The following is a 26328-nucleotide window of genomic DNA, read 5'->3' on the forward strand; positions in this document are numbered from 1 at the left end:
ATTAACCATTTAAAAAGTTGAAAGAAATGTTAACACAAAACCTCGGCTACCCTAGAATCGGGAGCCAAAGACAACTGAAAAAAGCCTGTGAGCAATATTGGGCAGGTAAAATTGACCTTACAGAATTAAATAAGGTAGCCCGTACCATCAAAGAACAAAACTGGCAAACCCAGCTTAATGCGGGCATCGATTTAATTCCTTGTAACGATTTCAGCTATTATGACCAGGTATTAGATACCAGTTTATTATTGGGAGTAATTCCCGGGCGTTATTCGCCTGTACTCTCGCAGGTAAAAGCTAATCATGAAATTGATCTTTATTTCGCAATGGCGCGTGGTTATCAGAAAGATGGCCTGGACATTACCGCAATGGAGATGACTAAATGGCTGGATACCAACTACCACTATATCGTACCTGAATTTACTGCTAACCAGGAATTCAAGATCTTTAATGAAAATATCTTTAGTGAATACAACAACGCAAAACAACAGCTTGGAGATAAGGCGAAACCTGTTCTTCTTGGGCCGGTAAGTTATTTGTTGCTTGGCAAAGAAAAAGAACAGGGATTTGAGCGCATTGATCTGATCAAAAAATTGGTACCGGTATATGTGGAAATCATTAACCGCTTAAGACTTCAGGGCGCCAAATGGATCCAGTTAGACGAGCCGTGCCTGGCATTGGATCTGTCAAAGAAAGAAAAAGAAGCCTTTGATTATGCTTATCGTCTTATCTCACGTAGCGCAAGTGGTGTTAAAATTCTGGTGACTACTTATTTTGAAGCTCTACTAGACAATACAGAGCTTGCGGTAAACCTTCCAGTAGCGGCATTACATATTGACCTGGTTCGTGCTCCCGAGCAACTGGAAGAAGTACTTTCACTGATCCCGGATACACTGCAACTTTCTCTGGGTGTAATAGACGGTCGTAACGTCTGGAAAAACGACTATGAAAAATCTCTCGCTTTAATCAATAAAGCCGTGGAAAAATTGGGTTCTGACAGGGTAATCATCGCTCCGTCCTGCTCATTGCTGCACAGCCCGATCGACTTGGATCTGGAAACAGCCATTGATCCGGAGATCAAAAACTGGATGGCATTTGCTAAACAAAAATTGAATGAAGTAAGTGAAATCCGTCAGATTGTGGAAGGCAATACAGCTTTACTGGAAACTAACAAGGCCGCTATACAAAGCAGACGTACTTCACAAAAGGTACATAAACAAGCAGTGAAGGATCGTATTGCGGCAATTACTGAGGCAGATGCGACACGTCAAAGTGCTTTTCCTATACGTCAGCGTTTACACCATGAACGTTTCAATTTTCCAGCATTCCCGACCACAACAATCGGTTCATTCCCACAGACTGATGACATCCGTCAATTGCGTGCAAAATTCAAAAAAGGTGACTTGAGCCTGGAAGAATATGAACAGGCGATAGAGCAGGCAACTATCGAAGCGATCCGCTGGCAGGAAGAAATTGGCCTGGACGTACTCGTACACGGTGAATTTGAGCGTAATGACATGGTGGAATATTTCGGTGAGCAGTTGGATGGTTTCCTATTCACGAAAAATGGTTGGGTACAGAGTTATGGAAGTCGTTGTGTGAAACCTCCGGTTATTTATGGTGATGTGAGCCGTCCAAAGGATATGACGGTGCGCTGGAGCACTTTTGCCGCAGCGCAAACCGAAAAACCGATGAAAGGTATGCTAACCGGTCCGGTAACCATTTTACAATGGTCATTCGTACGTGATGATCAGGGACGCGATATTACCACCAACCAGATTGCTTTTGCTATCCGTGATGAAGTTCTGGCACTTGAAGAAGCTGGAATAAGCATCGTACAGATAGATGAAGCTGCTATCCGTGAAGGTTTACCATTAAGAAAAGCGAAACACCCGCACTATCTTGATTGGGCAGTTAATGCTTTTAGAATTACGGCAAGTGGAGTAAAAGATGAAACCCAGATACATACACACATGTGCTACAGCGAGTTCAACAATATTATTGAACATATCGCGGCGATGGATGCGGACGTAATCACGATTGAAACTTCGAGATCACAGATGGAACTATTAGAGGCCTTTGCCAATTTTGAGTATCCAAATGAAATCGGTCCCGGAGTATACGATATTCACTCACCAAGGGTGCCGAGTACCGAAGAAATGACCGCACTACTGGAAAAAGCAGCGAATCTCCTTCCTGCACGTAATCTCTGGGTAAATCCAGACTGTGGTTTGAAAACCCGTAAATGGCCGGAAACTAAAGCCGCTTTAATAAACTTAGTCGCCGCAGCAAAACAAGCCCGCGAGCTAATCAGTGTAGAAATCATTCTTTAAAATTAAAAGCACCACGGTTTTGCCGTGGTGCTTTTAATATGATCATATATTAAAAATTCAATGGAAAGAGACGAAGTTATATTTAAGCTCATCGCAGAAGAACAGCATCCCCAGGAAACAACTGAACAGCGACCAAACCACGCACGGATATTGTCTTTAGGTGAATCTTTCCATAATAACTTGGCTGGAAATACATTGCAATCGCCTGAAAATTTCTCCCTGTCAAATTATGAAGATGATGATGACGATTCTGGCTTTGGCTGCCCCTGCTGTTTACCACGTTAAGAACAATCTGAAATTGAGTTTTAGCCTGTTATTCAGTTACCACTACATTATTTCCTATCTCGCAGTTTTTTTCAATTAACAGTCTCTGGAATAACTTTAGCTGCCTCTTTTCCAAACCTTCTAAGTGTTACAAAATGTGAGCGCAATGCGGAAAAGAAAGTTTTGTTTTCAATATAAGGCAAATTGAACTCTAATGCTGTCTGCTTCACAATAAGCGAAATTTCACCGTAATGTATATGGCAGACTTTAGGAAACAAATGATGCTCAATCTGACGGTTTAATCCACCAAGGAAAAATGCGGCAACCTTATTCTGGGTTGCAAAATTTGCAGTCGTCCGCATTTGGTGCTCAGCCCAGGCTTCTTCCATGCAATTGCTATCATTAGGCAAAGGAAAGCTAGTTCCTTCTACGACATGCGCAAGCTGAAATACCAGTCCCATGGTTAAACCTTCGGTAATGTGTAAAACCAGAAAGCCAATAACAAACTGCCACCAGCTAACATCCAGTACTAGTAACGGCAGTACAATAAACAGGAAATAGTATAACGCTTTATAAAAAAATAAGTTGAAATACTCCAGCTTAGGGTGTCTGTTTTGATGGGCACCAATCGTCTTTTGGAAGAATTTCACGTAATCTTTTCGAAAGACCCATGACAGAGATGCAAGGCTGTAAAGTGGAAAAGCATACCAATGCTGAAACCTTTGTATAGCGTTCACCTCATCTTCCTCAGCTATCCGAATCAAACCTGGAGCCACTTCTATGTCTTCATCATGTCCAGGAATATTTGTATAAGTATGATGTACGACATTATGCGTTAGGCTCCATACATACGGATTAGCACCAATCAGATTGAAAATGAATCCAAACAACTTGTTCACGTTCTTATTTCCCGAAAGTGCACCATGAATGGCATCATGACAAACATTAAAGCCGACAAAAGCACTAAACATACCAAGCGCCCCTGCAAGTGGCAAAAGCAGCCAGGTGGGTGTTATCCCGGAAAGTATAACGATGTAAAGCCCAGCGAAACCGGTTAAGAAAAACACAGTCTTTCCCCACATGTGAGCATTTGCATTTCGGCTCAATTCATGTTGGTTAAAAAACTGTTCTACCCGGGCTCTGATAGTTGCATAAAAATGCGGACTGGAAGCCGATGAAAATTTTACTTTTTGTGACATATGATCATGTTTGATCTACTTTACGCGAACAAACAGATGTGCCAGAATCGGGTGTTGGAATAAAAAGAAGGGTTATAATTCCGGCAATTTACCAGATTTTTCACTGTTATAACGCATTGTTGGTCTAGATATTATAAATTCTGCTTCTCCGCCTGCACTTACCCCTACTAATACTATTCAGAATAAAGTCTTTCACATTTTTCAATTGGTATGATCAGTATAATCGTTGCTTCTTCTTTTTTTAGAATTTTTTATTACTACTTTAGACCTGAATCCATTCAGTTGACGGAATCAAAATATCAACCAATATAAACCGATAACTCCAAAATCACCGGAACAATTACACATGAATAATACAGTAAACTACTGTGGAAAAGGTTTTACATACCTACTAGGTATACTTCTCTTCACAAGCTGCCAAACAGCACCTCAGGACACGGCTTCAAATAATGCTACAGATAGCGCAGCAAAAGAACTTGTATTGCCAAATGGCTTTTCTGCCAGCGTCGTTGCAGATTCGCTAGGTGCTTTACGCCATCTCGCCGTCAACAAAAACGGGGATATTTATGTAAAGCTTAGTAAACTGAAAAATGGAAATGGAATCCTTTTTTTAAGCGATACAGACAAGGATGGAAAAATGGACAAAACTATGGGATTTGCCAACTATCCGGGTACCGGCATCCGCATACAGGATAATAAATTGTATTCATCTTCCAATAGCGGCGTCTATAGGTATCAACTAAACGCACAGGGGCAAGTGATAGACACTGCTAAAGCAGAAGTATTGGTCGAGGGCCTGGTGGACAAAGGGAGGGACAATGCAAAAAGCATAGCGCTTGATGATGAAAATAATCTATACGTTGCCATTGGTTCTTATGATGAGACTTGCACTGATGCTGCAGGAAATGGTCTAACCAACTGTAAATTGCTCGACTCAGTAGGTGGCATCTGGCAATTCAGTACAAATAAACTCAATCAAAGCTATTCTAATTCGCTTCATTACGCAAAAGGATTAAAAAATGTGGTGGGATTGGATTGGAACAACGTTACAAAATCACTTTTTGTAGCTCCACATGGACGTGGTGGACTGAAGGAAAAATTCCCTAAACTATATACCCAGGAGCAGGAAAAAGCATTACCTGCAGAAACTCTGTATGAGCTGAGTAAAGGCTCCGATGGCGGTTGGCCCTATGTCTACTACGACCCATTTCTGCATAAGAATATTGTAGCTCCTGAATATGGCGGCGATGGTAAAAAATCTATTGACAACAAGTACCTCGCTCCTGTTGCAGATTTCCCTGCACACCTTGCGCCGAACGACATGTTGTTTTATACCGGCAATATGTTTCCGGAGAAATATAAAAACGGAGCCTTCATCGTTTTTCACGGTCAATCGCAGTCAATGAACAAGGGTTACTTAGTTGCTTTTGTACCTTTTCTAAATGGAAAGCCATCCGGACCATGGGAAATATTCGCTGATAATTTTGCAGGGGTAGATTTTGCCAATCCTAAAGGTCCTTATAAGCACCGTCCTATGGGCATCGCACAAGGACCTGATGGCGCATTATATGTCGCTGATGATCTGAAAGGCACTATCTTTAAGATTACTTATCAGGGAGATAAAAAATAAAGTTAATAAAGCCTTGTAATGATCAGTTTGATAAAGGTAGAGTTTATGTGAATTGCGCTTATTTCCCCATTTTGCTGAATATCAATTTCATAGTTTCAGGATCAATAGAATTCATATCTACCAATTTTAATGATTTAACCATTTTCAAAGTTCCTGTTTTGTATAACTTGAAGTGAGCTGTTTCCAGATGTGATAGATAAGCCTGCTTATTGGCGTAGATTTCGATGATCCTGATCTGGTTCGGATTTTCAATAACGTACATTGGAAAAATTGCAATAACCCCAGGTTCAACTTTAACAGATGCCGCGGCTTCTTCTTTCAAAATGCTATTGTAGGCTTCCAAATATTCAGGAATAATCTCTATTTCAGAAATGCGTACTAACATATCTGGCGCTGCGATAGGATGCTCAGGCCTTGACAACACTTTTCTCAAAGTATTTGCCTGGGTAATATTGATTGTTTTCTGGATTAAATCAGCGACTTCAGCCAATTGATCTTCGGTAATACCTGTATTGATTCCCATACCAACATGGGATTTCAACTGTGCTTCAACACCCGTCATTGCAGTTAATGCAGCAATGGTAACCAATTCCCGTTGTTTGAAATTCAATACATCACTTTCAAAAATATCTGCAAACAGGTGTTCTTTTAGAAAAGCATCTATTCGTGGAGCAAACTCTCCGAAACCTGGTGCAGGTTTGACTTGAGTAGATTTAGTTAATATTTCCAGAACTTTTCTACCTTCTTCGTACTTGTCGCGATTGCTATCCGGAACCTTACCAGCATTTCCTTGTTTATCGATAATGCCTTTCGTTTTCCGGTCGGACAAAACATTCATAAAAGTATTGATTCCATTAAGGCTTCTAGGAAAACCACAATACGCATATAGTTGAACCAATAGCTCTTTGATTTCGTTAACCTTTAACCCGGAATCCATCCCCGCATTCAATTGAGCCGTTAGCTGTTCTAGATCTCCAACTGCTGTTAGTGCAGAAATACGGACCAAACTTTTTTCCTGGTCATCTAAAAAAGTTGGTACATCCGTTTTATTTTGGGCATTCATTACAGTTGCATTTAAGATTAAACAAAATATGAGGAAGCACTTTATAAAATTATTCATCAGCTCTATTTTTTATTTACAATGTTATATTCTTAATGTGTAACCGGATTCAGGCAGACCGCACTTTAACTTTTTTCTGCTTTCGGTTTCCTACTGAATATTACCATTTATTATTTAAATTTTAATAGAGTCTCTGGATTATTGTTCGAAAATTATGCTAGTTAATGCAACTCATTTCTTATATATCTTTTCTTTTACCGGATTATCTATGATTCAAATTTCGCTAATATTGTCTGCATAGCATGTAGACAGGTTACCGATTTATTTACCATTTTCACTGATATTGCTTTAAAACTGATACTCGACGGCTTGGCGTTGTTAAATTTGCATCTGTAATTTTCATTCTACGAAAGACGTTGAAACCCCTCTTCAATGAAGCCAATTCCAATTCGCCCTACAAAAATTGTCTTATGCAATTATGACTTCAATGTATTGGCCGATCCATTTTTAAATAATAGTGATGCATTTGAAGTCACGTTTTTAAACGTATTCATGCGTTCAGCAGCGATTGTACCCTGCACCTTTAATTTTTCTATGCTAACTAAAGCGTCAGTAATCTCTCTCACAGCATTCTTTACTGAAATTATGGTGCCCTCAGATTTTAAATGGTGATCAGATATTTTTCATGTTTAATCTCAAACTCTAAATCGGACGTATGCATTTCAACTCTTATAAATAAAAACACGAAATTTATTACTTAAAATAAAATTAAAAAACACTCAATTGGTTAAAAAAAACCTCTTAAAGAAATAAAGCCTCCTTTCTTCAAGGAGGCAGTTATAAATTTTCCATAAAAACATTAATTATCTAAATTGCTAATGATTACTAACTAGTGTGGCAATCTTTAGCACAGTAATAACATCCATTAATTTTCTTATAAGGATATTTACGCTTGGCTTCATTTACTGCACTGGAGCACAAATAAAACTCACCTAATTCATCATAGTTTGTCTTTGGAAAAAAAGAACATCCGTTTTTATGAACTTCATAATCTCCATTACTTTGCTCATTTAAATTTAACACATATCTATTCGCCATTATTTCTCCTTTCTTACTCCTTTGAACGGTGTACCATCCTGTTTAACATCCATAAATTTACCTGTGTTACTGTCTCGCTTTACCCATTGCTCTGTTGAAGGGTTATACGTTTGACTTCTTTCGCGGACAGCACCATTGCGGTGTCCATCTCCTTTAGGCGGGTTAGTTGCCATAATTTTTTTTCGTTTAATGATTGACAAAATCATTAGGGTTGTAAATAGAGCAAAGAAAAGTAATCATGAGAGCATACTTGATTTCATAGAGTTTGAGAAAACAACGGTCGCTCAGGGTTTAGAATTTATTGACATAATCATTAACGCTATCCAGAAAAAAGTAGCATTAAATATTTCATATCAGAAATTTGGATACGAAGTTTCAAATAGCCAAACAATACATCCCTACTTTTTAAAAGAATACCGTAATAGATGGTATGCAGTTGCCTTCAATGAAACAAAAGGCGACATTCGGACTTATGGTCTAGATAGAATTAAACTTCTTACTGAAATCGGTACTCCTTATATTAACAATAAATTTATAAACACTAAAGAGTATCTAAGTAATTGCATAGGTATCAGTTTAATGGACAAAAAAATTGATACAGTTCAATTACATTTCACATCAAAAGAGGGTAACTATATTAAGACATAGCCTTTACATAAGTCTCAGGTGATTATAGAAGACTCATCAGATTCCGGTTTAATTTTGGAATACGAACTGATTATTAATTATGAATTCATTGGGATTATTTTAAGTTACGGATCACATGTCAAAGTCATCAAACCAAAATTTTTAGCAGATAAAATTGCTGAAATATCTACACGGACAATGGAACAATACTTATTGCATTAAATCCAAACACTTCGTTTATATATCCGTGAAATGAGAAAATAATTTGAATTTCGGCGGCATCTAATAATATTACTTTCCAATACACAATACATAAGTTATTAAATATCAATCAGTTAATACTGATGTTAAACAAAATAGCTTCAAATTTAACATCCGTGGTCTTCTCACCAGTTATGTGGAAAACTTTGGAGAAATTAAGCGGTTTGTATGAATCAGGCACTGGCGACAATTGATCGTAATTAATATTGTCTTCAAGTTGATTAGAATTTCCCCGTATCCCAGAATAACATACCGCTCTTGGACAATTTGTATACCTTTTTCTCAAAGATCTCGTTCGTAATCGTCCAGACCTGATCAACAAGCTGAAATGACTTTTCGATGTCGGGTTGGTCATCATGGTACTGCCCCTTACCAATTTACCCTAGACTAGCAGATAATTCACGGAAATAGTCTTCAAAAGCAAATCTCTCTTATTGTTATTGAGTTCTTTGCAATATGCATCAACATATTGTCTGAAAAGAACTTTTCTCCCCCTCTAGAATAAGAATGCTTGCATAATCATTGAAACGCATCGCTATTAGCTCATCCTCGTCAGTAATTTGGATACTACCTAAATCAATGCTTGGATAGTAGGATGTGTAACCTTAGTGTTGATGTTTATTTTAAACATACCTATATTTATTAACGATTTCGCCTTCTCGCCCATTATCCTTAACCTCTCGTAAATCTACTAATCTAATCCCAAAGTGTTCTTCATAAGTCAACGTATCCTTAGTAGACCCCTGCAAACGATAATGCCATTAAGAATTTCAGCTTCGATCATAATAGAATGTGGTATCATGACCGTTTCTTTTGTTACTTTATTTTTGAGGAACTTAAATTCGATTGCTGTTAGATAAAAAAACCAGAAAGAATCCAAAAGTCCCACCAAGAACCATTGCCAGCGGTGTCCTGTAAAGCAATTGAGGAAGATACAAGGGATTGGTAAAGGCTGTCATAAATGTCCGGTCATTGTTCCAGTTTCCCGGATCCATCATAAAACCCAGAATAGAAACAATCAAGGCCATTGTAACCCAGGAAAACGCACTTAAGTACCAGCCAAATTTGATATGCCGTATCTTCGCTTTTAGCGACTTATTCGCATTTTTCCAGGTTAGAAAATAAATTAGGATCAAAACCACTTCAGTCACAAAAACCGTCCACTCGGTAAACCAGGCGAAATAAAACACCCGGATTAAGCTGGCAATGGAGTTTGGACTGACTAGTGAAACAGAAAACCAGATACCAACTCCAGTCATTGCACCTATAGTTGTAGTAATGATAAAAGCTGTCCACATCATATTGTAGACCATCTTATCCCATTTGGCGTCGGTGATCTGATCCGGCTTGCTGTTCATTACCCCCTTGTTTTCCAGCCAGGTGACCAGTGGAATAAAACCCACGGCCAAAGAATGGTTAATCAGCGCATGAAGTGTAGCGATCAAAGCAATCAACATCCGATTGTTGAGCCAGTCCAGATGAAACAAAGGAATATCCATATCAAAAATATTAGGATACAAAAATCCCATATAAACGTCTAAATCAGTAGAAATAAAAAAGCAGGATGTTTATAAAAACAATCCTGCTTGATGTGTTAAATGGGCTTTCTATATTGAAAAAAGTGCACCTATATTGTTATAAACACATTACTGATTTAACTTTTCAACTCCAGACTTACAGCAACGATACACTTTACCGAGTGTATATCGCCAAATATTACTTGCTAGCTGACTAAAATCAAAACTTCTTTCATATTTCTGAAATCCATGTGCTATTTGTTGCAGTCTATTTTGTTCCCAGATAAGCCGCTGGATTTCTTTTGAAACTGTTTTTACACATAGCCGAACAAAAGCCAAGTACTTTGAATTTGTAATTCAACGTGTCTGCATAGCCCGCTGCTAGAGACATACCACAAACCGGATCTTTGTCATTATCAATCTTTATTTTTTTCGATGCAGTCTGCGGATGTAATAGCGGCGCTACAGCATTGTTGTACATAGAACGCAGGCTCTCTACAATATTTTTATCGGTTTTCTGTTCACTCCCACCTTTGACCGGTGGTTGTGGATCATACTCCAGGTCCAGCATGACCATTTGTGTATACTTTTCGCCCATAATTTCGTTAATCATGCCCAGGCTCATGTCAATACCTGCCGAAACACCGGCACTAGTCCAATATTTACCGCTTTTTACGTACCGCGTATTTTCAGAATTTATCCCAAATTGATCCTTTAGTATTTGCTTCCCAAACCAATGTGTTGTGGCCTCCTGATCTTTTAATAAACCGGTAGCAGCTAAGATCCAGGCACCGGTGCACACGCTTGCGGTATATTTAGAGTTGGCGTCAATCGCTTTTATCCAGTTTAGCAGAACGGTATCTTTTGTTGCCATGTAAGTTTCATTCAGCCCACCAGGAATAACTAAGATATCTAATTGCTTTACCTCAGCGATCGAAGAGTCGCACTGCACTTTCAGGCCATTTCCAGTGGTGATGAGTCCTTTATGCCGCCCTACAAAAAACACCTTAGCACCCATAAGTTCGCTCAATACGTGGTAGGGACCCATCGCATCAAGAACAGCGTAATCATCATAAAGCAAAATACCTACGGTCTTAATCTTAACTTTAGGCTCAGGAAAGCTTACAGGTATCTGTTCAGTCTGGCTTTTTGTTGTGGTTGTTTCTGGATCCTTTGTTTTGTTTTTACAAGCTGCAAGCATGAAGATCATGGTGGCAGCAAAAATTAGTTTTTTCATCATTCTTTTTGTTTAGAATTTTGCAATAAGAGTGGTTCCATAAGTTCTTGGGCTTCCTAACAGGAATGAATTGAAAGAACCATAAGCTATATACTTTTTATCGGTGATATTTCGGGCCCAAAAGTTTAGTTCAAAATGTATTGTACTTATACCCGCTTTTGAATTGAATAAACTGTAGGCAGACTGGTTCTTATCGTTGATAAAATCAAATTCATATGAACCCAGATAGCGATATTCTCCTCGGATAAATGCAGACAGGTTATGTTTGCTACCTGCGAAGTCGTAGGAGTATTGGGCAGCCAGCATTGAACTAACCGGCGGCGTATTGATCGGTTTATTTCCTTTAAAGTCGACCACTGCACCTGCGTCAGCACTGTACAATAACAGCGATGTATAGCGCGCATGGGAATAACTGGCATTCCAGTCGATCTGCAAACCTTTTACTGGCAATACCGTTAGTTCCAGTTCCACACCTTTATTGTGCATTTCTCCAACGTTTAGGATCAATGCATTGATGCCGTCCATTGCCGTACTGATTTGTTGGTTATGCTGTTCCAGGTAGAAAGCGGTAAGGTTCAACTTCATCTTATTGTTCCAAAGCATGTTTTTCCAACCGATCTCGTAATTATCCGAATGTTCGGGCTGGTAAGGAACCTGTGCGGGATCTGTTGCGTTCGTATTCAACCCACCAGCACGGAAACCACGTGCATAACTCCCGTACAATAACATGTTATCCTTTAACTTATAGCTCAGCACAAACTTTGGCGTTACAGCATTGAAGTCCGCTTTGTAATATTGCTTTGGTGATGAGACCACCGGATCAGGATCCTTCTCGTAATCGGTGTATTGATTCAGACTACGGGTCTCGTGGTCATAGCGGATACCCGCAGTAAAGTCCAGTTTGTCTGTGATGGCATAAGTTGCTTGTCCAAAAAATGCGTAACCTTTGTTATTACCGCGGCTCAAACTGGTGCTGGTGAATGGGGCATTGGTAGCTTTAGGATCAAGTAACACGTAGTCCGGCCCGAAGAAAGTAGGTGCATTCATATGGGTGTTTTGCGTGAATCCGTAAGCTCCTGCTACCCATTTAAGCTGGCTCTGACTTGCCGATGGCGAGGCAAACCTAATTTCTTGCGAAAAAATATGCTGACGCTGATCGGGTGCGGTACTCAGGGCATCTAAAGGAGTAAAATCATAATCAACCCCCTTTCCCTCATAATAAGCATGCCAGTCAATGTAAGAAGACACCGAAGTAAAGTTAAAATGTTTGCCGTAGTAATTGGCGGCTAAAGAGGTATTGAAATTTTTCCGCCGTTCCACATTCGTGTTGTTGGTGTTTACCTGGTATGGTTTAGCGAATACCTCTTCAATTGAGCCCAGCCAGGGAAAGCTGCCACGATCATTGTCATTTTCTAATTTTGCATTCAGTGCAAGTGACCAGTTCGCCGATGGCAGGTAACGCAAGTTGAAATTGCCCGAGTAATCCTCTCTCCGGTCGAAACCACTTTTTGTAAATTCGTTGTAATATATCGATCCACGGTGATTATAGGTAAAGGAGCCACTGGCAAAAAGTTTATTCGCGACAATTGGGCTTGATAGACTAGCAGTATAACGCTGTTGTCCGTAATTGCCAAACGTGGCTTCAAAATAGCCACTTGGTGTATTACCTGGTTGTTTGGTGGTGATATTTACCACACCACCAAAAGCATTACGCCCATAGAGCGTTCCCTGGGGACCTCTCAGGATCTCAATGCTTTGTATATCATTGAACAATGGTGGCGCAGAAAAGTAATCAAATTGGTAAACACCATCTACATAGGTGGCCACAGCTTGTTCATTGGAAAAGCCCATCACCCCGCGTATGTTGAAGAAATTAGAGCTGGTACTGTTACCATGTTCTACGGTAAACAAATTAGGCGCAATAGCGGTCAGGTTGGTAATATCCCAAAGACGGTAGTCCCTAATCTGTTTGGCACCTAACACAGTAATTGCAGCAGGAACTTTTTGAACATCCTGCTGCTTATTATCTGCGGTCACCATTACTTCGTTCAGTTGCTGACTGGCAACCTGAAGTCGAATCATTAAATTGATGGGCGCATTATTGGTTATGGTAAGATTTTTAAATTGAGTGGCAAAACCAATTGCGCTTATTGATAGCTGATAATTTCCTTCCGCTAAAATTAGGGTAAATCTGCCTTGTTTATCAGAGGTAGTCCCTTTTGTGCTGTTTAAAACACTAATATTGGCTAGTGGCACCGGTTCCCCGCTTTGTGTTTTGATTGTTCCATCAAGGGTTTGAGCAAAAGTTGTAATGGAAAACAAGAGTATAAATATTGTATATAGGAGTTTCATAAGATCGCTTAATAGCATAGTTAAAATAACAAAATAGCTGTCAGTCCCGAATGTCAAATAATGTTGTTTGCAAACAACGCTTACAAACTGTTCGTGACGGCACATTAAAAATGAAAACTTTAAGCAGACTCCTTGGGTGGTATAAAGATGGTATCAATATAGCGGCTGCTATAATTACATACATAGTCAGGAAATGACATGCTGAATGGATGATCATTAATTAGGGGTAGAAAAACAATAACATCTGATTTTTGGAAGAAGGCGATGTACGAATTACTTAGGCGAACTTTATCAGCTTCTTTTTTTTCATTCTCCTCAGCATCTATAAGTTTTTTCATCATCTGGCACTTGCCCTGGCAATGCATTTTTGGTCTGGACTTGTTTTCACAATTATTAGCATACTTTGCAGTATTGATATAATAATCTGCAAGCACAAATGTCCTGCTGAATGTTTGAGCAAGGAAGGCTGCAAATAAAATAAATACATTAAGCTGGCAGTATCGTGTTTTCGTATTCAAAATATCTATAAATGTTAAGCTATTATTAATCTCTTTTACTCGCTCCTAGCTCTTCCTTTTTATTACAGGATGCAATTGTTTAATTATAAAACTTCTGCTCTAGCATCAGAATTAAAGGCGTCACAAATTGAAGCGGGTCTTCCAAAGTTGAACCTATTTGTACTACAGACCATCCAACGCTATTTTTTTTGACGCTTAGAATCTTTTCTCCTTCCATGGTCAGCAAGCTGTAAGTCCCGTTTGCTTTAGCATCAACATAAGCTGAAAGCATCTCTCTATTGCTATTGAGTTCAACAGAGATTAACTTTTCAAAATGCGATTCGAATAATCGCTCAATATCAACGTCTGTTTTTTTATTCGAATAATAATCAGATGCAATTTGAAAGTCCGAGTGAAGGTTAAGCTTAATCAACAGAAAAGAAAAAATAATTACAGGCGCTGCTGCAGAGCATGCCAGAAGACTTTGTAACATGATTTGATTTTTTAAGTGAAAGACTAGTTTTCATATTTAAGGGTTTAGCTTTGTCCCTTTCGGAATTGTTCAGGTGTCTGACTAGTTTGCTTTTTGAAAGAAGTTACAAAGTAGGACAGGCTTTCAAAACCCAACTGATTTGCGACTTCATTGACTGATAAGTTCGTATAATGCAATAACCGCTGCGCTTCAATTGTAATACGTTTTCTAATCAGATCGCCAGCAGTTTGACCAGTCTCTTCCCTGCAGATCTTATTCAAATAATTTGGGCTCAGATTGAGTAAATTAGCATAATAAGAAGGCATTTTATTCAACCTGAAGTTCGAATCTATTAGTGTCTCAAACTGCTGGATCTTTTCCTGTTTCATATTTTTGATTTTCAGAAATCCGGATGGATTGTAGCGTCTGTCCAATTCAAATAAAATGATATTTAAATAAGAGCGCAGCACAGTTTCAGCTTCACTCTCTCCTTTCATAAATTCTTCGGAGCATAAGTTAATAAGCTGTCCCCAACGTATGAGTTCTTCATCTCTTAAACGTATATTTGAATCTGCTTCACGCCTTAAGAATGAAAATTGGTATAGAATATTGTTATTGTATCTTAATAAAAAAAACTGTTCAGTAAAGCAGATGACGTGGCCCTTTGCCTGCCTGTTCAAATCTATTTTTGATATGCAGCCTGGCTTAATGATGATCGCTTTGGCATTGTAGTTCAGTCGAATACACTGGTTGTCAACCTGAACTTCCCCTAGGGCACTCTCTATCAGCAATAAAGTATAAAAATTTTGTCTGTGAGGTTGCTCCAGGATCGGAAATATGTCGACTAAACCAGATAGTTCTCCCATCCAGAAATGCTTAATGTCATCACCAAAAACCCCAATGCTACAAACAGGTAATGCTGTTGTTTGCATGATGTATTCGTTGTGTTAAGTGAAATGAATTAAACTATAGCAATCGCGATGGGCCTGGGAGGATGAAAAACAGAGGCAATAGATGTGTTAAGGTGACGTTTAGGCTGTAAGTGTAATGTCGGTGCAAAAATTGAGGTTTCTGCAAAATTGAGCGTAAAATTAAAAGCAATCATGAAAAAAAGATGGGTATCCTTTAATTTGATATCAGGTATATTCTGCTCTTGTTTATCGCTTTTTTTAAGTTGATTGGTCAGAAAACATTGACCTGCACAGATTGGAATCAAATCGAACCTGTTGATACAACTATTCTTTGCAATATAATCTTGCTGAACGTAAAAGGAAACCATGATCCACAGCTTATTTGTGCTTTGAAATAAAAAAGCAGCCAATAAAAATATGGATAGTAATTTTTTCATTTGTCAGCCCTCTCAGGGAACTGTTCCCTCAATAGGATCTCTAAATCTGAGATCAGCCTTTTCGTTTCCTCAGCATTGGTTCCATCATATACTCCACGAATATGCCTATTCTTGTCGATCAGTAATAAACCCCCGCTATGTACATAACCACCCGGTGCTTTACGATCTGAATATGCAGTAGCAAAGTAGCTGTTTGTGGCAATGGAGTAAATGGCTTCTTTTTCACCAGTTACAAATCTCCATTTTTCGGGATCAATATTTAATTGATCACTATGTTTTTTGAGCTTACTTATGGTATCGTGATCTGGGTCAATGGTATGTGATAAAAACAAGACATCGTTATCCATTTGATAGGCATCATAAACCTTTTTCATCTCGACCGTCATTTTTGGACAAATTGTCGGACAGGATAAAAAGATAAAATCGGCTACATAGACCTTTCCCTTAAAAGTATCATTTGTGACAGGTTCACTACGTTGATCTGTAAACGAGAAAGGCTTAATCGTTTGATAAACGGTATCATTTCCGATCACCTCAGCATTCCCAAGGATGGGCAGCCGGATTTCGTTTCTGGAACAAGCAGAAAACAATAGAACGGAAAATAATACCAGTATAGATTTCAAGGCTATTACTATATAGTTTTAAGATACGCTTTCGGATTCTTAATGAACCGGCTTTTACAAGATTTACTACAAAAACCATAGATTTTTTTATCTACTACAGCTGTGTCCTTTAGGAATTTGAAGGCATGCATACCACAAACCAGATCTTTTTTATCTGCTAGATCCTTTTCTGCTATTTTAATTTTGGTGGTGTCCGATCGCATCGTGTTCATTTTTCCAGCCGAATTTATTTCATTCGCACTTGCTTGTTTTAATTGGCTAAACAGCAATGTTATTGTACAAATCATTATTAATCTTTTCATATATCCTATTTACTTGGTTTTCTCGATCCGTTTTTAAGAATCCATTTGTCATAGCCCAATATGGCAGCAGTAAACAAAGCTTCCTTATTTCCTTTCAGTTTTGCAACGATACGAAGTGCACCATCAATCCCACCATTAATACCAGCAGTAGATATTAGTTTTCCATGTTCGACTACATCAGTATTGGATAGCACCTTAACCTTAGGACTAAGTTTTTGCAGTGTATCTAACATAGAGGCATGAGTAGTTACAATTTTACCATCTAACAATCCAAGCTGCGATAATAGCAAGGCTCCAGTGCACACAGACATAACAATTTTAGTTGTCCTATTCTTTTGGCCAATCCAATTACCTAAATCAACGTTGTTATTTAAATAGGTCAGTTCAGTTAGCGGTGCTCCTGGTACAATTAATACGTCTGGTTCGGGTGCATTATTCAAATTATAATCCGGTAAAAAAACAAAGCCCTTGCTCGTAAACATCTTACCTGGCTCTGAAGCAACGGTAAAAACATGAAATCCTTCTGTGTTATTAAATACTTCAAAGGGCCCTGCAAAATCCAGTAGTTCAACCCCAGGGTACACTAATATGGCAACATTAATATTCCTCCTGCCATGCACTTCAACAGCCTTATTATCGGTACAAGCCGATAGTACAGAAAGGAATAATATAAACAATGTGTACTTAGCTATACCCGTGCGTCTCATTTGTTATTTTCTTTTAGCAAAATATCCATATCCTTCACTAACTGTTCCACTTCATTCGATACTGTGCCGTCATAAGCACCACGGATTCGTTTATCTTTATCTACCAGTACAAGATACCCCTGATGTACAAATCCGCCTGGACCATTTTTATCCTCTTTAACTGCTACTAAGTAGTTTTTTTGTGCCAGACTATAGATGGAATCCCTCGAACCCCATAAAAATTCCCATTGATTACCCTCAATACCTAACTTGGTGGCGTAAGCCTTTAATCTCGAGGGCGTATCATATTTTACATCAATGGTATGCGACAATAGTTTTACTTCCTTATTTCCTTTAAACTTCTGGTATACCTTCAATAAGTTCCGGTGCATGGTTGGACAAATAGTAGGACAAGAAGTAAAGAAGAAATCTGCAACGTATATTGTGCCATCAAAATCTTTATTGGTCACGGCACTACTATCCTGGTTTAAAAAGCGAAACGCAGGAATAGTCTGGTAAACTGTATCTGTGACCTGCTTTCCGTCAATCATCTTTTGCACCACTTCTCTTCCCCCAAGGATCGGCAAACGTTTGTCCTGCTTACAGGCTGCAAAAAACACAAGAAGGAAGATGAATTTAAAATACTTCATTATTTTTTAAATTTCGAGAGATAAGCTTCAGATGCCTTAATTGCTTCCTGATATAAGCTATCCAATGATTGAACTTTTTCCTTTTCGGTTTTAAAATAAATAGCAGCTTCGTCTTTCGATTTTCCTTCAAGGTCTGCTTTAAAATTATGCATCCAATCGTTCATCTGCTCGTCAGCATGATTCAGTTCAGCCTGAAGAGCGGTGATTTTCTGACGTTCCACAAGTGTATCTGAAATAACCTTAATTTTGACAAGACTATCGAGCGAGGTACCGAGCGTATCCAATTTCATCTTATTGGTGATCGCCACTTCTCCATCCAGCATGACCTTATCATGTGCATCTAACACTTCCTGTCTGATTACTTTATAGTCCGCTCCGTTTTTACAGGCTAGCAACCCTATGGTCAAAAAGCATATTTGTGTGATTTTCTTCATATAGTAAGATTTAATTCTTTGCAACTAATTTTGATAATTCCGTTTCTATATTCTTATCAATTAAAAAGGTACGGACATGTGTACCATCACACGGTTACCGGCATATGCTCTGCCTCCAGCAAGATCCTGCGAGCGTACATTCTGATAATTGGCACCGAAAGACAAACCTTTCATTCCGACTTCCACACCTCCTACAGCTGATAATGAATATCCACCTGAAACCTCGACATCATATTTTTTACCATCAACATCCTTAACGGCAGTTTCATATAATACGCCTATATTTGGCGCTACAGTTACTGAATTGGCTACTCTAAATTTATAATAGGCCAAAACATTGGAGGTAAATTTATTGCCATACCGGTAATCGTACTTATTTTCGGTATTGATTTTATAATTGACATTGGCATTGATCCCCATATCGTTGTAACGGATGTCATAAGCGGCATTAAGGGTAAAATCGGTACTAGCAGTTCCCAACTGGAAATTATTTGGAGATTCACTTACCGCTAAACGTTCAGTAGGTTCATACTTCCCGGTAGGCACTTTAACCCCTCCACCGATCCATAAAGACTGAACCAGCAACCGATCACCTAAAGTACCTTTGTGGTCAAACAAATTGTAATATGCCATTACCGCAATGTCTCCCAAACCTGTCTTTGTACCGTTTCCAGTCAGGCTTTCCCGCTTATTAAAATTGTAAGGCACAAATGCCAATACCCTAAACCTGGTCCCAAAATTCCAGCCTCCCCAAAGTTCTGCACTTTGGTAAGTTTCATCAGCTGTAATTGGAGTACGTTCGCCCATTGGCCCTAAATGAGTACTCAGGCTTTTATACTGGTAGCGCATTCCCAGAAAACGCTTATTGTACTCCGGTAAAATCCCCAAGTAATAGCTCCCAACGCCACAGCCGCAAATATCACATGCTCGGGTAGCAGTTATGCTAATCATGACTAGCACCAGTGCAATCATTATGTTCTTTTTCATATCTATTGTTCTGATAACAATTTATTATTTATAAACTCCGTATCATTCAGGGTATTCAGAAAAGCCATGAGTTTAGCTTTCTGATCTTCATTTAGCGCTATACCAAGTTGTCCATTTTGGTTCAATAGCGGATCTAAATTAGGTGTATCCTGAACTTCTGAATTGTAATGCTCCAGCACACCACCCAGTGATAAAAACCTCCCATCGTGCATATAAGGTGCAGTATATTGCAAGTTCCTTAGTGATGGTACTTTAAACTTATATTTATCTGTTTCGATAAGCGTAGCCCCAAATAAACCTTTGTCATTGATCGTACTGATACCTAAACCATTGTTACGAAAAGACCCCTCTGTGAATAAAGGCTCGGAATGACAAGAGGCACACTTGTCTTTGAACAGCACATAACCTGCCTGCTCATCCGATGTAAAGGTTGCGCCCGATTCCTTACGCATCACCTTGTCGTATTTAGAATTGCTGCTTACGCACATCACCATAAATTGAGACAAGGCTTTCATAAAACGTGCTGTTGTTACTTCTTCTGTTCCAAAAGCACGTTTAAACATGGCTGTATACTTAGGCAAGACCCGGATCTTGTTCAATACATTTTCAAGATTCTCGTCCATTTCTTCATGTGTAGTGATTGGCGTAATGGGCTGCAGATCAAGATCAAATACGCCGCCTCCCCACATAAAGGCCTTATTCCAGGCCAAGTTCATAATTGGCGGTGAATTTCGTGTTCCTAGTCGGTCATCAATACCGTGGCTTACATCATGTCCATGCTGTGTAAATGCGGATGACTGGATATGACAGGATCCACAGGTAATGGTATTGTTACGGGAAAGTCTGGGTTCATAAAACAGTGCCCGACCTAGCTCAAATCCATCTTTAGTGACCGGATTATTGGCAAAGTTATATACAGGCTCAGGAAAATTCGATGGTTTCTGAAAGCCCAGAAATTTCTCTATCTCTTCTTTGATCGGGTTGTCTTTCTTACAGGCCAGTATAAAAAAGCCAAAAAGACACAATACGATCCAATGTTTCTTATTCATGTTATTTAATTTTCAGTATGATCATGTCTGAACATTTCAAGAAAATTCGCTGCAATCTTAGCGGTAAAATCATCAAACATCACATTTGGATGTTCAGCAATTTTGAAACTATTTTTAGCATTAAAGACCTTCATGACATCCACAAATAGATGAATGTTACTCTGACGGTCTTTCCTCACTTTAGCGATCCCCGCTGTCCTTAAATCCACATTAATCACCTGAATGTTATTCAGTGTAGGTGCACTATAGCCGCCGAAAAAGCCAATATGGTATTTCATCTGTTTCTTACCTGTAGGATCACCATTCGCGTCATCTGATACAACATTCGAGTTCCCCTCGAATTTGAAGAAGATATACCCGCTGTTCCAGCCCCAGTACATACCACCACCATCATGGCCACCACCAGCTGCCGGATCGAGTACCCCCGTACGTTTGTCTATGGACATGGTGCTGCGCAAACTGTCCACACCTAAAGTGAATGTCAAATTGGTATAATCACCTTCAGGCACTTTCACCTTTGCAAACCGGGTAGCTTTATCATCACCTTTAATCAAGAAATAACTACTATCCTGCTTTACGGTATAGGTGTTCCCAGCTGCTGTGGTTACCTTAATGTTACTGATAAAATATTGAAGTCTCGACACAGTGAATGCCTCACCCGCCGCATTTCTATAAGGACTACCTGTATTGTCAAAAGTTAATGTCCTTTCTCCAACAATATTGTCAAACTCGACTGAAAGTGGAGCAAGGTTTTCTTCCTGAAAGTCTGGAGTGGGATCGTCTTTTTTGGAGCAAGCCGCGATTACCAGCATGAAGCTGAAAAGCAGCACTGATTTTAATCTTTTTCCATTAATATTCATCATTTTATTCATTAGGATTACTAATTTTTTTATTGTTAATAAATTCGTAGTCAGTAAGTGTGTCCAGGAAAGCTATGATGGCTTCCCTTTCTGTTTTGGAGAGAGGTATACCTGCCTGCCCCTGATTCTGATACAACAGCTGATCTATAGTCGGAGAGATCTTAATCCCAGACTGATAGTGGTCCAATACTTCTTCAATGGTTTTAAACCTACCATCATGCATGTAAGGCGGGGTGATAATTACATTTCTTAATGAAGGGGTCTTAAACTTGCCGATATCGTTCGGATCGAAACTCACCCTGAAACGTCCTTGAAAAATCCCCTCGTGATCATCGCTGAAAGTAGCATCGATACCGTTGTTGTGGTAACCATCATCTGTAAACAACTCCCCGCTATGGCAAGACTTACACTTGCTATTCACCAGGTTCATTCCCTGCAATTCAATAGTGGTAAGGCTGGCACCTGCTTCACTTCTTTTGTACTTATCGTACCTGGAAGTACCGGAAATCAGCGTCCGCTGGAATTGGGCTAATGCCTTAACCACGTTTGTAGATTTAATATCTTCATTAAACGCCTGCTTAAACCGACTTACATAATCTGGAATCTGTTTGAGTTCAGCCTCCAATACTAAAAGATCCTGATGCATCTCGTCAGCAATGGTCAAAGGCCCGAACGCCTGAGATTCTAGATTTTTTGAACCACCATCCCAAAACAGTCCGGTTTTTGCCCAAGCCAGATTAAATAACGATGGAGCATGTCTGTCTAACTTTTTTCCGGAAACGCCAATGGTACTTAAAGCTACCCCATCAGTGAAAGCAAGATCCTGACGATGACAAGAGGCACAGGAAATCCTATTGTTACCAGAAAGCCTGACATCGTAAAAAAGCATCCTGCCCAGTTCAATTCCTTCAGCAGTTAATGGGTTGTCCGGTTCCTGTTTAGCAGCGGGGAAGTTACCCGGGACCTGTAGCTTTACAGCATGAGGTCCCGGATTATTTTCCTCCAGCGGAACATCCTTTTTACAGGATGATACCGCGGCCAGTAAAAGTATAAAGACAGTAATAGGCAAATATGCGAACTTACCTGTCATTGGATTAGTTTACTGATTTTACTGAAAATACTTTTGTCGAATAGTTCGTTGCAACAGTTGTCATTGCAGTTGCTTGCGAACCGCCGACTGTATTTGTTGTATAAACATCCAAACCATCAATCGATTTTGAGATATCCGCATTCAAAACTATACTTGTCGCTTTTGAAGAACTTATACGCACGGTAGCTGGAAAGTCCAATGTAACAGTCTTGTAATTGGCATTTAATCCCGTCTCCACTTTTAGCGTCTTAGAGGTAGTTCCATTAGTAACGGTTCCGCCTAAAGAAGAATAAATATAGCTTGTTAGCCACATCCAGGAAACATTGGTCATCCCGTTCAATTGCGAAAGCTCGCCAGTTTGTAAACTCAAATTATCATTGTATTTTTGTTCTACACCTATTGAAAATTTGATGGATTTGTAATCACCAACGGGAATCTCTTTCAATACCACATCTTCCCTTTTTGTTGCCGGGTAAATAGTTGTCGGCAAGTCGTTGTTCACTCCGGTAAGATTAATTGCTCCAGTTTCTTCAATTAGATAGTAGGAAGAAGGCACTTTATATTCCTCGTTCTTTGAATTTACAAGGACGACATTACTAACCCAATAGCGTAGCTTATTAAAATTTAAGGTGTTTGTTCCTAAAGTAAAGTTCTTATTCAATGCGAAATCCTGAATTCCGAAAACCGCATCAAAAGAAACAGTTGCTTTGCCGTCTGCTTCTACCAGAATAGTATCGTTGTCTTTTGAGCATGAAGTAAATAATAAAGCAGATAAACCTATAATAGATAGTAATTTTTTCATTTTCTTAATGTTTATAAATTTTGCCATGCAATATCCTTGACGGATTGCAATAGCACACCTAACACCCCTGAAGCCATTTTGAAGTGCACAGGGATAAAAATTGTTAATTAATTTATTAAATCTGTTCTACGGGAAACCGCAGAATACGGCACCCCTTCATAACAAAGAATATTGTTATAAAAGGCTGTTATGACAAGAAATGATGCGGAGTTGGTGGTGGATGAAGAACTTCAGAAGTTTGCTTTGGCAAAAATGAATCATCCTCGATAATATGTTCCATTTTCAACTCAAACGAAAAAGGAAATTCAACAGAACATTGTCTTAAAATATAATTTTCTTGAAAATTTTTCTTTTGGCCATCTTGCTCCTCTTTTTTCTCTCTTTCCTCAGCTTGTTTGATTTTTTTGGTGAGGTAACATTTACCATTACAATGCATTTCAGGCTTATCCCTATTTTCACATAGCGTACTGGCAATATATTTCTGATTGAGTTTAAAAGCGCTAAATACAAACATCCTGCTGAAGTTTGTAAACATCAGACAGCATAATAAGAATATAGCAAAATAGCTTTTAAACATAATTTAGCGCAAAGTTAGGCTAAAAAAGCAAACTCCACAACGTATTTGTATTCATGATTGAATTTCAAAATAATCGGATTGATTATTTAACATAAATAAGCCTGAAAACAAATTAAAGTTTATTTATGAACCGGAAATATTATTGCCAGATAACCTTACTCTGGGAAATACACAAAAAATCCAGCTAAAAACTATCATGTAAAAATAGGCCAACGAACCTTTTATATTCCGAATGAAAGCAAAAAAAACACGATTATAATATTGAGCAATATTAGTGGGTGACATTACATTTCTAGTTGGAAAAATTGCGCTTAGTGTTGTAAAACGCAATAAAAGGCCTAAAAAACGAAACTCCGTAACAGAGTGATATCGGTACTTTTGCGATTCCATACCATTTGTTCAGGTTTCCTTTTTGCTGTAGAAAAGAAAGTTTAAATATTAAAGCCACCGCCACAGCATATAAAATTAACCGGCGTGGTGTAAAAACAGATGAAAGAAACCAGCTTAAAAAGAAAGATTATGTTCTTAAAAAAAAGTGCAATAGCGCTCATATTGGTGGCCTCAATGTCATCCTGTAAAAAAGAGAAAACATTAGTAGAGGCCGGCACCTTGAATATCGAATTCGACAATGTGGTTGGTAATGATGATTTCCAGCTGCAAAAGACTTTTATAGTGGATGGAAAGAAATTTAGCTTCACAGATTTCCGTTACTGGATAAGTAACCTCAGGCTTCAAAAAGAGGACGGAACATGGTATCAGGTTGCTAATAGCTACTACCTGATTGAAGAGACCGGAGACATCGCAGTACAGGATGGTAATTATCAATACGGTGCTCGTAAGCGTGAAATCGTATCTCTACAGAATATACCAAATGGAAAATATAAAACATTAGAATTTGCTGTCGGTGTTGATGCGGTGAAAAATGACAATCTGAGTATCACATCTGGAGAATTATCCACTATGAATGGGATGACAAATATATCCTGGATGTGGCATACCAGTTATATTTTTAGCAGTCTGAATGGACTGGCAGAAGACAATACCACCAAGGTAATAAAGATTGAAACTGGATTAAACGAGAGTTATCGTACGATTACAGTAAACCTTAAAAGTCCTATTGAAATCGCCATTGGCTCCCAGAGTCAAATCCATTTGAAAGGAGACATTAAAACCCTCTTACAGTCGTTCGACAGTTGGGTAGCACCTAGCGTAGGTGCACAGCAACCGAACTTGATGAAAAACATATCTGATAATTTCCAATCGAAATTCTTTACCCTTAAATAATATACGCAATGAATATTTTTAGTAAATTAACCTGTTCAGCTCTCGTCTTTTCTTTGATGTTCGCGAGTTGTTCAAAAGATGATTCCAAAAAGGAAGAGCCGATAACACCAGAGCCCGTATGCAATGTCGTTTCCTTCAGCAGCAAGTGGCATATGGGAGAAAGGGTCAGTACTCCGACGACCGTCGGATTCACATTTGATGCGCAGGGAAGGATTTTTCTTGCTCCAACAGGAAGCAATCAGATTTCTTTTGAATACTACAGTGATAAAATTATCCTTAAGTATGCAAATGAAGAACCAAACACTGTAACAGACTATTATACCCTTAATGACAAAAAGCTGATCACACATCTGGTTCGAAAAGCTAAAAACACTTATTGGGGAGATACGGAATTGAAAGATTATTTAGTGCTTGACTTTATATATGACAATGAAGGTTTCCTTACAGCTATTAAGGAAGGAGATAAGCAGACCACATTTACTTACTCTGGTGGCAACCTGACCAATATTAATGATAAGTTGAATAGCCAAAATGCAAACTATTCATTTTCTTATAGCACCGATCAACCCTATCAGGCGTTGCCAGTAGCAGATCTCACACCTATATATCATATGAGATCTTTACACCGTATACCGACACCGATAAATAATACATATGGAATGGCAATCCTGACTAATGCAGGCTATTTTGGAAAACTACCCAAGTTCCAAGTCAAATCTATCGGCAAGTATACATTTACGTATTCAAAAAACGACAAGCAGCAGATAACCAAATTAAAATCCATGAATGCGGAGGAGGCAATAGATTCAACTGTATATAAATTTGAATACTTATGTAAATAAGTAACGGTTGAATTTGATTTTGCAAAGAGGCTGTTTCAATATGAGATAGTCTCTTATTATGTTGATTTGTATTGTATTTGCAAATTCGCGTCTAAAATTTGCTGTTTTAAAAGCTTGTTTTAATAAATGAATAAAAACGATATTTTAAGCATCTGTTTGTATTATTGCCAAGTGATGGAACATTAATCTGTGGCACTCGTAGTTCCATTTATACTCCTGCGAACTTGACAATATTATGTTTCTGGCC

At 38.7% G+C, this 26328-nt stretch carries 28 protein-coding genes; 7 read left to right on the forward strand and 21 right to left on the reverse strand.

Translation table 11 applies throughout. The features are described from left to right. Positions 1-26: 26 nt before the first annotated feature. Both metE and BM192_RS02740 read left to right on the forward strand, forming a co-directional pair. Entirely contained in the window at positions 27-2333 is a 2307-nt protein-coding gene (metE, locus tag BM192_RS02735) for a 5-methyltetrahydropteroyltriglutamate--homocysteine S-methyltransferase (protein ID WP_037444893.1), read from the forward strand. A gap of 60 nt (positions 2334-2393) precedes the next feature. Then, positions 2394-2618, forward strand: coding sequence for a hypothetical protein (locus BM192_RS02740; RefSeq protein WP_037444894.1), 225 nt, complete (start codon positions 2394-2396; stop codon positions 2616-2618). A 71-nt stretch (positions 2619-2689) separates the two neighbouring features. On the opposite strand, the gene BM192_RS02745 is transcribed toward BM192_RS02740, so the two are convergent. Beyond that, on the reverse strand, positions 2690-3796 hold the full coding sequence (locus tag BM192_RS02745; RefSeq protein WP_037444895.1) for a fatty acid desaturase family protein: 1107 nt from the start codon (positions 3794-3796) through the stop codon (positions 2690-2692). Between the two features lie 346 nt (positions 3797-4142). Here BM192_RS02745 and BM192_RS02750 point away from each other — a divergent pair, with 346 nt between their 5' ends. Then, the gene (locus tag BM192_RS02750; RefSeq protein WP_051760305.1) at positions 4143-5426 is read left to right on the forward strand and encodes a PQQ-dependent sugar dehydrogenase; all 1284 of its coding nucleotides are present in this window, start codon (positions 4143-4145) and stop codon (positions 5424-5426) included. A gap of 58 nt (positions 5427-5484) precedes the next feature. On the opposite strand, the gene BM192_RS02755 is transcribed toward BM192_RS02750, so the two are convergent. From BM192_RS02755 to BM192_RS20865, 3 genes are all read right to left on the reverse strand, one after another. Beyond that, positions 5485-6489 carry a carboxymuconolactone decarboxylase family protein gene (locus BM192_RS02755; protein ID WP_051760307.1) on the reverse strand — a complete coding sequence of 335 codons (1005 nt, stop codon included), beginning with the start codon at positions 6487-6489 and terminating at the stop codon, positions 5485-5487. A 473-nt stretch (positions 6490-6962) separates the two neighbouring features. After that, positions 6963-7112 carry a hypothetical protein gene (locus BM192_RS20860; protein WP_157282966.1) on the reverse strand — a complete coding sequence of 50 codons (150 nt, stop codon included), beginning with the start codon at positions 7110-7112 and terminating at the stop codon, positions 6963-6965. Positions 7113-7583: 471 nt separating this feature from the next. Further along, positions 7584-7757, reverse strand: a complete 174-nt coding sequence (locus BM192_RS20865; RefSeq protein WP_088776012.1) for a hypothetical protein — start codon at positions 7755-7757, stop codon at positions 7584-7586. A 16-nt stretch (positions 7758-7773) separates the two neighbouring features. Between BM192_RS20865 and BM192_RS02765 the strand changes: the two genes are divergently transcribed. Together BM192_RS02765 and BM192_RS21400 are read left to right on the forward strand one after the other, a co-directional pair. Then, positions 7774-8232, forward strand: a complete 459-nt coding sequence (locus BM192_RS02765) for a helix-turn-helix transcriptional regulator (RefSeq protein ID WP_037444897.1) — start codon at positions 7774-7776, stop codon at positions 8230-8232. 18 nt (positions 8233-8250) lie between these two features. After that, complete coding sequence (locus BM192_RS21400; protein ID WP_037444899.1) at positions 8251-8433, forward strand: WCX domain-containing protein; 183 nt, start codon at positions 8251-8253, stop codon at positions 8431-8433. A gap of 875 nt (positions 8434-9308) precedes the next feature. On the opposite strand, the gene BM192_RS02775 is transcribed toward BM192_RS21400, so the two are convergent. The 17 genes from BM192_RS02775 to BM192_RS02860 form a co-directional block, all read right to left on the reverse strand. Continuing rightward, positions 9309-9971 carry a hypothetical protein gene (locus BM192_RS02775; RefSeq protein ID WP_201771437.1) on the reverse strand — a complete coding sequence of 221 codons (663 nt, stop codon included), beginning with the start codon at positions 9969-9971 and terminating at the stop codon, positions 9309-9311. A 286-nt stretch (positions 9972-10257) separates the two neighbouring features. Beyond that, a complete protein-coding gene (locus BM192_RS02780; RefSeq protein WP_051760309.1) occupies positions 10258-11229 on the reverse strand; it encodes a DJ-1/PfpI family protein in 972 nt (323 codons plus the stop codon). A gap of 9 nt (positions 11230-11238) precedes the next feature. Beyond that, entirely contained in the window at positions 11239-13578 is a 2340-nt protein-coding gene (locus tag BM192_RS02785) for a TonB-dependent receptor (protein ID WP_037444901.1), read from the reverse strand. Positions 13579-13697: 119 nt separating this feature from the next. Continuing rightward, the gene (locus BM192_RS02790; protein ID WP_037444903.1) at positions 13698-14096 is read right to left on the reverse strand and encodes a hypothetical protein; all 399 of its coding nucleotides are present in this window, start codon (positions 14094-14096) and stop codon (positions 13698-13700) included. 79 nt (positions 14097-14175) lie between these two features. After that, complete coding sequence (locus BM192_RS02795) at positions 14176-14568, reverse strand: hypothetical protein (RefSeq protein WP_037444905.1); 393 nt, start codon at positions 14566-14568, stop codon at positions 14176-14178. Between the two features lie 44 nt (positions 14569-14612). Then, on the reverse strand, positions 14613-15479 hold the full coding sequence (locus BM192_RS02800) for an AraC family transcriptional regulator (protein ID WP_037444912.1): 867 nt from the start codon (positions 15477-15479) through the stop codon (positions 14613-14615). Positions 15480-15891: 412 nt separating this feature from the next. Continuing rightward, complete coding sequence (locus BM192_RS02810) at positions 15892-16518, reverse strand: SCO family protein (protein ID WP_037444915.1); 627 nt, start codon at positions 16516-16518, stop codon at positions 15892-15894. Positions 16519-16526: 8 nt separating this feature from the next. Beyond that, positions 16527-16820, reverse strand: a complete 294-nt coding sequence (locus tag BM192_RS02815; protein ID WP_051760315.1) for a hypothetical protein — start codon at positions 16818-16820, stop codon at positions 16527-16529. 5 nt (positions 16821-16825) lie between these two features. Further along, on the reverse strand, positions 16826-17527 hold the full coding sequence (locus tag BM192_RS02820; protein ID WP_051760317.1) for a DJ-1/PfpI family protein: 702 nt from the start codon (positions 17525-17527) through the stop codon (positions 16826-16828). Then, positions 17524-18156, reverse strand: a complete 633-nt coding sequence (locus BM192_RS02825; protein ID WP_037444918.1) for an SCO family protein — start codon at positions 18154-18156, stop codon at positions 17524-17526. Before BM192_RS02825 ends, BM192_RS02820 begins: the two co-directional genes overlap by 4 nt. Beyond that, a complete protein-coding gene (locus tag BM192_RS02830; RefSeq protein WP_037444919.1) occupies positions 18156-18590 on the reverse strand; it encodes a hypothetical protein in 435 nt (144 codons plus the stop codon). Before BM192_RS02830 ends, BM192_RS02825 begins: the two co-directional genes overlap by 1 nt. A 60-nt stretch (positions 18591-18650) precedes the next feature. Then, positions 18651-19577: a transporter gene (locus BM192_RS02835; RefSeq protein WP_037444920.1), complete on the reverse strand. Its 927-nt coding sequence runs from the start codon at positions 19575-19577 to the stop codon at positions 18651-18653. Positions 19578-19579: 2 nt separating this feature from the next. Further along, a complete protein-coding gene (locus tag BM192_RS02840) occupies positions 19580-20626 on the reverse strand; it encodes a cytochrome-c peroxidase (RefSeq protein WP_037444921.1) in 1047 nt (348 codons plus the stop codon). 5 nt (positions 20627-20631) lie between these two features. Next, positions 20632-21498 (reverse strand): MbnP family protein, encoded by an 867-nt coding sequence (locus BM192_RS02845; RefSeq protein ID WP_234797499.1) that lies wholly within the window; start codon positions 21496-21498, stop codon positions 20632-20634. Then, entirely contained in the window at positions 21491-22576 is a 1086-nt protein-coding gene (locus tag BM192_RS02850) for a cytochrome-c peroxidase (RefSeq protein ID WP_037444922.1), read from the reverse strand. Before BM192_RS02850 ends, BM192_RS02845 begins: the two co-directional genes overlap by 8 nt. 4 nt (positions 22577-22580) lie before the next feature. Beyond that, a complete protein-coding gene (locus BM192_RS02855) occupies positions 22581-23378 on the reverse strand; it encodes an MbnP family protein (RefSeq protein ID WP_081857584.1) in 798 nt (265 codons plus the stop codon). A gap of 187 nt (positions 23379-23565) precedes the next feature. Then, a complete protein-coding gene (locus tag BM192_RS02860) occupies positions 23566-23913 on the reverse strand; it encodes a hypothetical protein (RefSeq protein ID WP_051760319.1) in 348 nt (115 codons plus the stop codon). A gap of 561 nt (positions 23914-24474) precedes the next feature. On the opposite strand from BM192_RS02860, the gene BM192_RS02865 reads away from it, so the two are divergent. After that, positions 24475-25239 (forward strand): MbnP family protein, encoded by a 765-nt coding sequence (locus BM192_RS02865; protein WP_037445155.1) that lies wholly within the window; start codon positions 24475-24477, stop codon positions 25237-25239. Positions 25240-25247: 8 nt separating this feature from the next. Next, positions 25248-26081, forward strand: coding sequence for a DUF4595 domain-containing protein (locus BM192_RS02870; RefSeq protein WP_139218393.1), 834 nt, complete (start codon positions 25248-25250; stop codon positions 26079-26081). Positions 26082-26328: the final 247 nt, after the last annotated feature.

The organism is Pedobacter antarcticus, from assembly GCF_900112985.1.
Taxonomy (GTDB): domain Bacteria; phylum Bacteroidota; class Bacteroidia; order Sphingobacteriales; family Sphingobacteriaceae; genus Pedobacter; species Pedobacter antarcticus.